This is a genomic window from Agromyces sp. NPDC004153 (genome assembly GCF_053603635.1).
This window is the reverse complement of record NZ_JBSGFY010000001.1, coordinates 1,722,794-1,734,382: the sequence shown is the minus strand read 5'-3', so window position 1 is coordinate 1,734,382 and position 11,589 is coordinate 1,722,794. Positions and strand designations below refer to the sequence as shown.

General features: G+C 72.0%; 12 protein-coding genes. 7 read left to right on the top strand and 5 right to left on the bottom strand.

Features of this window, described 5'->3' with window-relative positions; translation table 11 throughout:
* Positions 1-86 precede the first annotated feature (86 nt).
* From ACWEOH_RS07990 to ACWEOH_RS07980, 3 genes are all read left to right on the top strand, one after another.
* A complete protein-coding gene (locus tag ACWEOH_RS07990) occupies positions 87-506 on the top strand; it encodes a hypothetical protein (protein WP_452029825.1) in 420 nt (139 codons plus the stop codon).
* A 120-nt stretch (positions 507-626) separates the two neighbouring features.
* A complete protein-coding gene (locus ACWEOH_RS07985) occupies positions 627-1,427 on the top strand; it encodes an alpha/beta fold hydrolase (protein ID WP_452029823.1) in 801 nt (266 codons plus the stop codon).
* A 134-nt stretch (positions 1,428-1,561) separates the two neighbouring features.
* On the top strand, positions 1,562-1,945 hold the full coding sequence (locus ACWEOH_RS07980) for a DUF2255 family protein (RefSeq protein WP_452029821.1): 384 nt from the start codon (positions 1,562-1,564) through the stop codon (positions 1,943-1,945).
* A 48-nt stretch (positions 1,946-1,993) separates the two neighbouring features.
* Here ACWEOH_RS07980 and ACWEOH_RS07975 read toward each other — a convergent pair whose 3' ends face one another.
* Together ACWEOH_RS07975 and ACWEOH_RS07970 are read right to left on the bottom strand one after the other, a co-directional pair.
* Positions 1,994-2,698 carry an SOS response-associated peptidase gene (locus tag ACWEOH_RS07975; RefSeq protein WP_452029819.1) on the bottom strand — a complete coding sequence of 235 codons (705 nt, stop codon included), beginning with the start codon at positions 2,696-2,698 and terminating at the stop codon, positions 1,994-1,996.
* Positions 2,699-2,750: 52 nt separating this feature from the next.
* On the bottom strand, positions 2,751-3,302 hold the full coding sequence (locus ACWEOH_RS07970; protein ID WP_452029817.1) for a YbaK/EbsC family protein: 552 nt from the start codon (positions 3,300-3,302) through the stop codon (positions 2,751-2,753).
* 90 nt (positions 3,303-3,392) lie between these two features.
* Here ACWEOH_RS07970 and ACWEOH_RS07965 point away from each other — a divergent pair, with 90 nt between their 5' ends.
* Both ACWEOH_RS07965 and ACWEOH_RS07960 read left to right on the top strand, forming a co-directional pair.
* The gene (locus tag ACWEOH_RS07965; protein ID WP_452029815.1) at positions 3,393-3,872 is read left to right on the top strand and encodes a universal stress protein; all 480 of its coding nucleotides are present in this window, start codon (positions 3,393-3,395) and stop codon (positions 3,870-3,872) included.
* A 46-nt stretch (positions 3,873-3,918) separates the two neighbouring features.
* Complete coding sequence (locus tag ACWEOH_RS07960; RefSeq protein ID WP_452029813.1) at positions 3,919-4,839, top strand: DNA-3-methyladenine glycosylase family protein; 921 nt, start codon at positions 3,919-3,921, stop codon at positions 4,837-4,839.
* A gap of 32 nt (positions 4,840-4,871) precedes the next feature.
* Here the strand turns inward: ACWEOH_RS07960 and ACWEOH_RS07955 are convergent, their stop codons facing one another.
* On the bottom strand, positions 4,872-6,377 hold the full coding sequence (locus ACWEOH_RS07955; protein ID WP_452029811.1) for an FAD-binding oxidoreductase: 1,506 nt from the start codon (positions 6,375-6,377) through the stop codon (positions 4,872-4,874).
* A 118-nt stretch (positions 6,378-6,495) separates the two neighbouring features.
* Between ACWEOH_RS07955 and ACWEOH_RS07950 the strand changes: the two genes are divergently transcribed.
* Positions 6,496-7,416, top strand: a complete 921-nt coding sequence (locus ACWEOH_RS07950) for an LLM class flavin-dependent oxidoreductase (protein ID WP_452029809.1) — start codon at positions 6,496-6,498, stop codon at positions 7,414-7,416.
* A gap of 168 nt (positions 7,417-7,584) precedes the next feature.
* Here ACWEOH_RS07950 and ACWEOH_RS07945 read toward each other — a convergent pair whose 3' ends face one another.
* Positions 7,585-8,445 carry a carbohydrate kinase family protein gene (locus ACWEOH_RS07945; RefSeq protein WP_452029807.1) on the bottom strand — a complete coding sequence of 287 codons (861 nt, stop codon included), beginning with the start codon at positions 8,443-8,445 and terminating at the stop codon, positions 7,585-7,587.
* A 207-nt stretch (positions 8,446-8,652) separates the two neighbouring features.
* On the opposite strand from ACWEOH_RS07945, the gene ACWEOH_RS07940 reads away from it, so the two are divergent.
* Complete coding sequence (locus ACWEOH_RS07940; RefSeq protein WP_452029805.1) at positions 8,653-11,160, top strand: HAD-IC family P-type ATPase; 2,508 nt, start codon at positions 8,653-8,655, stop codon at positions 11,158-11,160.
* On the opposite strand, the gene ACWEOH_RS07935 is transcribed toward ACWEOH_RS07940, so the two are convergent.
* Positions 11,090-11,533 carry a DUF7144 family membrane protein gene (locus ACWEOH_RS07935; protein ID WP_452029803.1) on the bottom strand — a complete coding sequence of 148 codons (444 nt, stop codon included), beginning with the start codon at positions 11,531-11,533 and terminating at the stop codon, positions 11,090-11,092. The genes ACWEOH_RS07940 and ACWEOH_RS07935 overlap by 71 nt on opposite strands.
* Positions 11,534-11,589: the final 56 nt, after the last annotated feature.

Genomic DNA, 11,589 nt, shown 5'->3' with positions numbered 1-11,589 from the left:
ATGCAAAGATACCTCTGCAAAGAAGCATTTGCAAGTGTTTCTTTGGAAGCTGCGGGAACGACGGGCGAGCCTGCCACACTGGGGGCATGGCCGAGGGCATCGTCACGACGACGGACGCGGAGTTCCGCGGCATCCTCGAGGGTCGCCCCGACGCGGTCGCGGAGATCGCGATCGCCGCGCGTCGCCTGGTCTTCGTCGTGCTGCCGCAGACGGTCGAGGTCGTCTGGCCGACCCAGCGCAGCGCGGGCTACGGCACGGGCCCCCGCAAGATGAGCGACCAGTTCGCGTGGATCCTGCCCCACGACCGGCACGTCGCCATGGCGTTCCCGTACGGTGTCGAGCTCGACGACCCGACCGGGCTGCTGCAGGGCACCGGCGCGAGGATCCGCAACGTGCGGCTCGCGTCGCTCGACGACGTGGCGCGTCCCGAGCTCCGTCGACTCCTCGAGACGGCGATCGGGCATCGGGTGCCGCCGCCTCCCGCCGAGATCACGGTCGAGTCGTAGGCGGCCCAGTCGGCCGGATGCCGCGTCCCGCTCGGCGACCAGTGACGATGACGTCCACGCCGGGTCGCCGTGCGACGGTCGGGAGACGTCCGTCGACGGCCGGGGAGGAGAATGGCCGACATGATCGACGCGATCCCCGCCCTCACCGAGATGCCGTCGCCGCAGTACGTGATGTCGGGCGACGGCCGCCGCATCGCCACCTACCTCTGGGGCGAGGAGGATGCGCCCACCGTGCTCGCGGTGCACGGGTTCGCGTCGAGCTGCCGCGACAACTGGGTGAACACGGGCTGGGTGCGCGACCTCACGCGCGCGGGCTACCGCGTGCTCGGCGTCGACCAGCGCGGACACGGGGCGAGCGACAAGCCGCACGACCCGGGGGAGTACACGATGGACGCCCTGGTGGGCGACCTCGTCACGGTGCTCGACACCTATCTGCTCGACACCGTGCTCTACGTCGGCTACTCGCTCGGCGCGCGCGTCGGCTGGCAGGTCGCCGTGCAGGTGCCGCACCACGTCGAGCGCGCGGTGCTCGGCGGCATCCCCGACGGACGCCCGCTCGCGCGCATGCAGATCGACCAGGCCCGCGCCTACGCCGAGCACGGCACGCCCGTCGAGGACGCGGTCACCCGCAACTACGTGACGCTGGCCGAGCGGGTCGCGGGCAACGACCTGCGCGCGCTCATCGCACTGGCCGAGGGCATGCGGTTCGGCGACGCCGACCCCGACCCGTCGAATCCGCCCGCTCAGCGCATCCTGTTCGCGACGGGCTCCGAGGACGCGATCCTCGAGCGGTCGCGTGCGCTCGCCGCGGCCACGCCGAACGGCACGTTCGTCGAACTGCCCGACCGGCACCACTTCAACGCGCCGGGGTCGCGCGTGTTCCGGACGGCCGCGCTCGAGTTCCTCACCGGCCGCGACTGAGGCACACGCCGGCCGGTGCATCCGCTCGCGTGACAGGCTCGACCCATCTCCGCCTCGCTGACGCCGGCGGTCGCTCCATGGGGACATCGGCGCAAGGGGTCGCCGATGTCGGGCCCGGGTGTCAGGATCGAACCATGAGCACCTGGACGAGCGACGAGCTCGACCGCATCGGGGGAGCGGAGGAGCTGCGCGTCTCCTCACGCCGCCGGGACGGCAGCTTCAGCAGGCCGATCATCATCTGGGTCGTGCGCGTCGGCGACGACCTCTTCGTGCGCAGCGCGTACGGGCCGAGCAACCCCTGGTTCGTCAACGCGCGGCGTCGCGGTCGCGGGCGCATCACCGCGGGCGGCGTCGAACGCGAGGTCGACTTCGCGGATGCCTCGGGCGCCGATCCCGAGGCGATCGATGCGTCGTACCACGCCAAGTACGACCCGATCAGCAGCCCCCGCATCGTCGCGACGGTGGTCGGCGAGCAGGTGCATCCGCTCACCCTGCGGCTCGCCGCGCGCGAGGACTGAGGGCGGGACTCGGCGCACGACGCGGCGCCGCTGCGACGGCGCCGCGCCTCAGTCGAGCGGCTCGATGAGCGTCGCGTCGTCGGGGTTCGCGGTGCGCGAGTTGTTGACCTTGCGGTCGACCTCGTAGCTCGTGATCGACGAGGCGACTTTGTCGGACTCGCCCGTGAGCAGGGCGACCATCTGCTGCTTGCCGGAGTCGTCGAGCTTGACGGGCGCCAGGTACTCGTCCCACACGTCGCGCTCGAGGAACACGGGCATCCGGTCGTGGATCTCGCCCGAGGCATCCTTCGCCTCGCGGGTGATGATCGACATCGAGACCTCCCACTCGTCGTCGACCTTGCGCGCGGTGTAGATGCCGGCGGCGGCGAGCAGCGGCGCCTCGCCGTGCAGGAACCAGGCCTGCTTGCTCCCCGGCTCGCCCGTCCACTCGTAGTAGCCCCGCATCGGCACGAGGCATCGCGAGGAGGCGAAGGCGCCCTTCCACAGCCCGTTGGTGGCGACCGTCTCGATGCGCGTGTTGAACTGCGGCCGCTTCGAGTCCTTCATGAACGAGGGGTGGAAGTTCCACACCGCGGCGTCGACCGAGCGCGTGACCTCGCCCGTGTCGGAGTTCTTGCGCTCGCGCACGATCGGCACGACCTGCGTGGGTGCGATCGAGTACGAGGGCCTCCAGTCGCGGTAGTCGCCGCCCTCGGCGACGTACTCCTGGATCATCTCGTCGACCTTGGCGTCGTTCGCGAAGCGTCCGCACATGCTGCCAGTCTGCACCCCGCCGCCGACACGGGGGTACTCGTCGAACGCGGAGTCAGGCTCCCTGCGCCAGCGCGAGCACCTCGGCGTTCGGCAGCGCCGCGAGGAACGACCCCGGCACGAGCAGCTTCGAGCCGCGGATGCCGCTGCCGATGATCAGCCGCTCGTGGGTCGCCACCGACTCGTCGATGAGGATCGGCCAGTCGGCAGGCAGTCCGATGGGCGTGATCCCGCCGTACTCCATGCCGGTCAGGGCGACCGCGTCGTCCATCGACGCGAACGAGAGCTTGCGCGCGTCGAGGTGGCGGCGCACGATGCCGTTCACGTCGGCTCGATCGGAGCCCCGCACCAGGCACGCGGCGTACCAGGTGCGCTCGCCACGGCGGGCCTGCACGACGACGCAGTTGGCGCCGTCGGCCATCGAGATCTCGTAGTGCTCGCAGAAGGCGGCCGTGTCGGCGAGGCCCGGGTCGATCTCGGCGACGAGGGCGCCCCCGGCATCCGTCGTCGACTCGGCGTCGGTCGCGGCGAGGGCCTCGGCCGTCGGTGCGGCGAGCAGGTCGGGGCGTGCGAGTGCGGGCACGAATTCGAGCGTTCCGAAGCGCATGCAGCGAGCCTACGCGGATGCCGCGCGACCCTTGCGGAGGGCCCGCGAGCGCCCCTTGCGGCGGGCCCGCGCCGCGAGGAGGATGCGGACATGCCCGAGAGCCTTCGGGACCCGCATCCGCCCGACCCGCACCCCGAGCCCGAGCCCGGACCGCCGGCGATGATCGTCGGGGTCGACGGCTCGGAGTCCTCGATCGCAGCGCTCCGCTACGCGGCCGGACTCGCCCCGCGACTCGACCTGCGCGTACGTGCGCTCGCCGTGTGGAACTACCCGTCGTTCATCTACGGCGGCTACTACCCGCAGCTCGACTGGACCCCCGAGGACGACGCCGAGCGCATCGTGGGCCGGGCCGCCGACGAGGTCTTCGGCGAGGTGCGCCCCGAGTGGTTCGCGACCAGGACGCGCCGCGGTCGGCCGGCCGAGGTGCTCATCGACGAGTCGGCGCACGCCGAGATGCTCGTGCTCGGCAGCCGCGGGCACGGCGGTTTCGCCGGGCTCCTGCTCGGATCGGTGAGCGCTGCGTGCGCCGAGCACGCGCACTGCCCGGTGCTCGTCGTGCACGGGCGGTGAGCGGATGCCGCATCCGGCTGTCAGCCCGGTGGTGCACACTGGACGCGTGATCGCCGAGCACGAGCTGACCTGGAGCCCGCGGCATCCGACCGACCTGGTGCAGACCGTCGGCTCGCTGCGACGCGGCCCGGCCGACCCCACGTACCTCCGCGACGCAGCCTCGGGCGCGGTGTGGCGCACGACGCGCACCGACGAGGGCGTCGCGACGCTGCGCTTCACGCAGCCCGCGGCCGACGAGCTCCGATGCGAGGGGTGGGGTCCCGGGGCGCGTGCGGCGGTCGCGACGGCGCCCGACGTGCTCGGGGAGCGCGACGATCCGTCGTCGTTCGCGCCCCGCATCGGCCTCCTCGACGACGCGCACCGACGCAATCCCGGCCTGCGCATCCCGCGCACCGGCCGCGTGTTCGAATCGCTCGTGCCCGCGATCCTCGAGCAGAAGGTCATCTCGGTGCAGGCGCACGACTCGTGGCGCACGCTCGTGTGGCGGTTCGGCGAGGAGGCGCCCGGTCCGACGCCGCGCCGCATGCGCGTGGCCCCGTCGCCGTCCCGCTGGGCCTCGATCCCGACGTGGGAGTGGCACAAGGCCGGCGTGGACCCGCGACGGGCGCGCACGATCGCGAACGCCGCCCGCTACGCGTCCCGCCTCGAGGAGGCAGCGGGCATGAGCGCGACGGATGCCGCGGCTCGCCTCACCCTCATGCCCGGGGTCGGCGCGTGGACCGCGGCCGAGGTCGCGCAGCGCGCGTTCGGCGACGCCGACGCGCTGTCGGTGGGCGACTACCACCTCTCGAACTACGTCGGCCACGCGCTCTGGGGCCGCGACATGACCGACGACGAGATGCTCGAGGCGATGACGCCATGGGCCGGTCACCGCTACCGCGTCGTGCGCCTGCTCGAGGCGGCGGGCGTGCGCGGTCGTCCGCGGCGCGGGCCCCGCATGTCGTTCGTCGACCACCGGGCGATCTGACGCGGCATCCGTCGGCTGAACGCCCGACGTGTTCAGGCGCGAGGCGTGATGCCCTGCACGGAGGCGAACACGCCTCGCGGGTCCCACGTCGACTTCACCTCGCGGAGTCGCTCGAGGTTCTCGGCGAAGTACTGCGCCTCCCAGTCCTCGATCGCACGATTCGGGAAGTTCTGGTAGCTCTCCCGCGGCGTGTGCGGGTCGAGCACGTCGATGGCCGCGGCCGTCCACTCCTCGAGATCGGCCACGAGCGCGGCATCCGTGAGGTTCGCCCAGACCGGCGTGGGCCGCAGCAGGGATGTCATCCCGCGATGGACGTAGGCGGTGTCGGTGCGGCCGAGCGAGTCGATCACGGGGCCGCCGACCCAGCCGATCATCCAGAACTGCACGTTGGTGGTCGTCGAGCGGCTCGGCGCATCCGCCAGCAGGTCGACGACGCGTGCGAGCGCCGCTTCCGGCAGGGGTGCGTCGGCATACCGCGAGATGTCGCCCCACGAGTGGTTCTCCGACGCGGGGTTGGTGAAGCGGGGTGCGACCTCCCAGAACGGCTCCACCCGGACATCGGTGCTCGAGGGTTCCGCCGCCGCGAGGAGGGGTGCCACGATGGCCCGGAAGTCCTCCTCGGATCCGAGGAACTGGCCGCGCACGAAGACGTCCATCGCCGCCCGGGCCCCGTCGTCGCCGATCGGCGTCGCCTGCACGCCCGCCGACGCGACGAACTCGGCCGGCGCCGACTGCTGGATGCGATCGAGTTCCACGAGGACGGCGATTGCGGCATCCGCGCCCGTCCACGCGAAGCGGTAGTAGACGATGTCGTCGCGCGGCACCCGGGCGGCGTCGAACCGGAACTCGGTGACCACGCCGAAGCTGCCGCCCGTGCCCCCGCGCAGCGCCCAGAACAGGTCGGGATGCTCGTCGGCGCTCGCGTCGACGACCTCGCCGTCGGCCGTGACGACGCGCGCCGATCGCAGGCGATCGCTCGTGAGTCCCGCCCAGCGGGAGTGGTAGCCGATGCCGCCCCCGAGCGCGAGCCCTCCGACGCATACGCTGAGGCACGTGCCGGCGGGCAGCAGCCAGTCGCCACCGAGGGTGGCTTCGAGCACGCCGGCGTTGGTCGCCGCGCCGCCCACCGTCATGAGGCCGTCGGACCCCACGGCGACGTCGGAGAGCTTCGACAGGTCGACCACGAGGCCCCTCGTGGTCGAGAGGCCGGCGTAGCTGTGGCCGCCGCCGCGCACGGCGATCGGCAGCCCCTGTTCGGCGGACCACGACAGACACGTCGCGACGTCCCGGTCGTCGGCGACGCGGACGGCGAGCTGCGGCACGGTGTCGGCGTACCGACCGTTCCGCGGCATCCAGGCGGCGGTGAAGCCGGTGTCCCCCGACACGAGCACCGTGCCGCGGATCCGTCGCCGGAGTGATTCGACGGCGGATGCCTCGAGCCGCACCCAGTCGGCGGGGAACGTGCATCCGGCGAGACCGACGCCCGCCGCGGCGAGTGCCCCGGCGAGCAGGAAGGTGCGGCGGTCGATCGTCGACACGAGGCCGACGCTATCGGGGCGTGAAGCGGGACGCCAGACCGCGAGCGGGGGGTCGCCGCGCTCGCCCGGATCGGTGTCGGCGGGTGCGCTCACGGCAGCTGCTGCAGCACGATGGATGATGTCCAATGCGTTCGTCGATCGGAGCACGATGCACTACGGCCACGAGTTGCAGTTCGGCACGTTCGTCACGCCGCGGAACGACCCGCCCGACTTCGCGGTGCGGCTCGCGCTGCTCGCCGAGGCCGCGGGCTTCGACCTCGTGACGTTCCAGGACCATCCGTACCAGCCGCGGTTCCACGACACGTCGACCCTGCTCGCGTGGGTCGCGGCGCGGACCGAGCGTGTGCACCTCGGGGCGAACGTCGCCAACCTGCCCCTGCGCCAGCCCGCCGTGCTCGCCCGGGCGACCGCGAGCCTCGACCTGCTCTCGGGCGGTCGCTTCGAGCTGGCCCTCGGCGCCGGCGCCTTCTGGGACGCGATCGAGGCGATGGGCGGACGCCGGCTCTCGCCCGGGCAGGCCGTCGACGCGCTCTCGGAGGCGATCGACATCATCCGCGGCATCTGGGATCCCGCCGATCGGACCCGCTTCGAGGTCGATGGCGCCTACCACCACGTCAGCGGAGCCAAGCGGGGACCCGCTCCGGCGCACGACATCCCGATCTGGATCGGCGCCGTGAAGCCGCGGATGCTGCGCCTGACCGGCCGCACGGGCGACGGCTGGGTGCCGTCGCTCGCCCGCCTCGAGCCCGGCGCGCTCGCCGACGGGAACGCCCGCATCGATGACGCCGCATCCGACGCCGGACGGGACCCGCGCGAGATCCGGCGCCTGCTCAACGTCGGCGGACGCTTCGCCGCCGAGGGCGCCGGATTCCTCGACGGACCGCCCGCGCAGTGGGTCGAGGACCTCCTGCCGTACGCGATCGACGACGGCATCGCGACGTTCATCCTCGCGAGCGACGACGCGTCGACGATCGAGCGCTTCGCGGCCGAGGTCGCGCCCGCTTTGCGCGCGGCGGTCGCGCGCGAGCTCGCCGGATAGGCGACGACGACGGCCCTCGAACGGCTTCGGTGTCGAGTACCTCCCGGTCACGGATCGTCCTCCGGAACGTGGTTCCGAAGTTCCGAAGTTCCGAAGTTCCGGAGTTCCGGAGTTCCGGAGTTCCGAGTTCCGAAGTTCCGAGGTTTCCGGAGTTCCGGAGTAAACGGCTCAGCCGAGTAGGGCGTCGAGGCTCGGGTGCAGGTGCCGGGTCGTGAGCACGGATGCCGCGTGCCGGGCGCCCGCGCGCAACGCGTCGCGCACGTCGGCGCCGGCGAGCGTCGCGTCGAGCACGCCCGCCATGAACGCGTCGCCCGCGCCGTTGGTGTCGAGCACCTCGACCGGTTCCGCCAGAACGCGGTGCTGCTGCATCCGCGCGTCGACCGCGACCGCTCCCTCGGCTCCGAGCGTGCAGACCACGAGTTCCGCGCCACCGGCGATGCACCGCTCCATGAATGGGAGCGGGTCGCCGCCGATGCCGTCGGCGTTCATGAAGATGGCGTCGGCCGCCTCGATGAAGGGGCGGTGGAAGTCCGCGGTGCCGTCGTAGTCGTGGATGTCGGTCCAGACCGGCCGGCCCGAGGCGCGCGCGGCCGGGATGAGTCCGATCGACACGGGCGCGAGGTCGAGCACGATGGCCGCGGCATCCGACATCGCGGCGATCGCCTCGGGCGAGGGGACGACGTCGTTCGGCTGCGGCGTCGCGAGGTAGAGCGAGACCCGGCCGCCGTCGCGCGTCATGAGGTTGAGGTGGCGCTCGGTCGTGACGCCGTCGCCGATCAGCAGGTCGACGCCGGCGGTCGTCAGCGCATCGCGTACGCGGTCGCCCTCGCCGTCGCCGCCGAGCAGGGCATGCAGCGTGACGGGCCGCCCGAGCGCCGCGAGGCTCAGCGCCTTGCCGGCCGAGGTGCCGCCGATCGTCTCCCAGTCGCCGAGCGCGAACTGCATGTGCGGCACCGGCTCGGGCAAGCGGTCGAGCTCGACGATGCGGTTCCAGGAGGCGGGCCCGGCGATGAGGACGTGGTCGGTCACCCTTTCATTCTGGTGCGCGCCGGCGGCCACGGCGTCAGCCGCCGAGCCCGGACGCCTTCGGCCATCATCCCCTCCCGTCTCCGTCGTCAGGGGGAACTGAGCCACAGGGTATTCCGGTCGCGCGGCAGCCGCTCACGAAGCGTGCGCGACCCAGTCCGCGCGCGCCGAACCTGTCGCTCGGGCCGCCCGGTGTGGTGGGATGACTGCGTGGGGGCGATCGTCGCGAGTGCAACGGGCCTGACTTCCGCGGAGGTCGCGGAGCGCGTCGCGCGCGGCGAGACCAACGCCTTCGAGAGCCCCACGAGCCGCAGCGCGTGGAGCATCATCCGCGCCAACGTGTTCACGCTGTTCAACGGCATCGTGCTGGCGTGCTTCATGGTGCTGCTGCTCATCGGCCGCTGGCAGGACGCGCTCTTCGGGTTCAGCGCCATCGCGAACACGATCATCGGGTCGGTGCAGGAGTTCCGCGCCAAGCGCTCGCTCGACAAGCTCGCGCTGCTGCATGCACCGAGCGCGCGGGTGGTGCGCGACGGGGGCGAGGCCGAGGTCGCGATCGCCGACGTCGTGCTCGGCGACCTCATCGTGCTGCGCGCGGGCGACCAGGTGCCCGCGGATGCCGCGGTCGCGACCTCCGAGCGCCTGCAGCTCGACGAGTCCATGCTCACGGGCGAGTCCGACGCCGTCGACAAGCAACCCGGCGACGCCGTGCTGTCGGGGTCGATCGTGATCGACGGAGGCGGCACCGCGGTCGTCGACAAGGTCGGCGCCGACTCGTTCGCGAACCGGCTCTCGAGCGAGGCCAAGCAGTTCTCGCTCGTGGCATCCGAGCTGCGCAACTCCATCAACAAGGTGCTGCGCTGGGTCGCATGGATCATCGGGCCGGTCTTCCTGCTCGTGCTCAACGCGCAGATGATCGTGGCGGGAGGCTGGGTCGAGGCGATCGAGCAGGACGACTGGCAGGATGCCGCGGTCGGCACGATCGCCGCGATCGTCGCGATGGTGCCGCTCGGTCTCGTGCTCATGACGAGCATCGCGTTCGCGGTCGGCGCCGTGAAGCTCGCGAACCGCAAGGTGCTCGTGCAGGAGCTGCCCGCCGTCGAGGGGCTCGCTCGCGTCGACCTGATCTGCCTCGACAAGACCGGCACGCTCACCGAGGGCGACATCGTGTTCGACGCGTCCCATGCGCTCGCCGCCGCGCCGCCCGACGGCTGGACCGACGTGCTCGCCTGGTACGGCGCCGAGCCCGAGGCGAACGCCACCGCGCGGTGCCTCGTCGAGCCCTATCCGGTGCAGCGCGTGCTCGATCCGGGGGCTCGCATCGCCTTCTCGTCGGCCCGGAAGTGGAGTGCCGTCGGGTTCCCGGGCCGGGGCACGTGGGTGCTCGGCGGCCCCGAGATGGTGTTCGCGGCATCCGGTGACGACACGAGCACGGATGCCGCGGGGCGCGCGGAGCTCCGCCATCGGGCCGCCGAGCTCGCCGCCACCGGTCGGCGAACCCTCGTGCTCGCGTACAGCCCCGAGGAGCTCACCGAGGAGCGCGCCGACGCCGAGCGCCTCCCGGGAGCACTGACGCCCGTGTCCCTGCTCACGTTCCGCGAGTCGGTCCGACCCGACGCGAAGGAGACGCTCGAGTTCTTCGCCGAGCAGGGTGTCGCCGTGCGGATCATCTCGGGCGACAACCCCCAGACGGTCGCAGCGATCGCCCGCGAGGTGGGCGTCGACGCGCCGCAGGGCTTCGACGCGCGCGACCTGCCGGCCGACCTCGACGAGCTCGGCGAGGTGCTCGAGCTGCACAACGTGTTCGGCCGGGTCACCCCGTCGCAGAAGAAGGACATCGTGCTGGCGCTGCAGCAGCGCGGGCACACCGTGGCGATGACGGGCGACGGCGTGAACGACGCGCTCGCCATCAAGGAGGCCGACATCGGCATCGCGATGGAGTCGGGGTCGGCGGCGACGAAGGCGGTCGCCCGGCTCGTGCTGCTCGACGGGCGGTTCTCGCGGCTGCCGGGCGTCGTGGCCGAGGGCCGCCAGGTCATCGCGAACATCGAGCGCGTGTCGATGCTGTTCCTCACGAAGACCGCATACGCCACGGGGCTCGCACTGCTGTTCGGCGTCATGCTGCTGCCGTTCCCGTTCCTGCCGCGCCAGCTCTCGGTCGTCGACGGGCTCACGATCGGCATCCCGGCCTTCTTCCTCGCCCTCATGCCGAACACACGTCGCTACATCCCCGGATTCCTCCGCCGATCCCTGAGTTTCGCGCTGCCGGCGGGCGCGGTCATCGCGCTCACCCTCGCCCTCTACAGCCAGATGGCCACCGATGCGGGTATCCCCGTCACTGAGCTCCGCACCGGCTCGACGCTGATCCTCGCGATCGTCGGCCTCTGGGTGCTCATCGTGCTGTCGCGGCCGATCGACGGCTGGAAGATCCTCATCATCGGCGCGATGATGGTCGGCCTCGTGCTCGTCTACGCGATCCCGTTCGTCAACGACTTCCTGCAGTTCGACGACCCGTCGCTCACGACCGCGCTGCTCGTGCTCGCGTCGTCCGGCATCGCGATCCTCGGCATCGAGGTCGTGCGGTTCGTGCACCGCAGGGCGGTCGCGCGCATGGACTACGTGCCGGCGCCCGCCCTCGTCGCGGCGATCAAGCAGCAGGAAGCGCGCGCGAACGGCGGAAGAACTCCGCCGACCGCCCCGCCCACAGCGCCAGGATGACGAGCGCCGAGATCAGGCCGCCGATGCCGAGCGACCACCAGCTCGAGACATCCGTGGGGCTGATCACGACGTCGACGATCGAGAGCACCAGCGAGATCGACATCAGCACGGTGACGAAGATGCGCGCCGAGTTGCGGCCGCGCGTGAGGCCCGACGCCATCGCGATCGTGAGCAGCCCGAGCAGGATCATCGCGGCCCCCCACAGCGTGACCCAGTAGGACTCGCCGTCGGCCTGCACGACGTCGTCGTAGCGCAGCAGGATCAGCAGGATCCCGGCGATGATGTCGAGGATGCCCGCGATGTAGGTGAGCACCACGACGACGATGACGCGCGCCGGCGGGCGCGGCCGGTCGATGCCGTCCTCGTCGCGCATGTCGCCCCTCCCGGCGCCGCCTGCGGTTCGGGACCAGCATACGAGCGAGCGGGCGC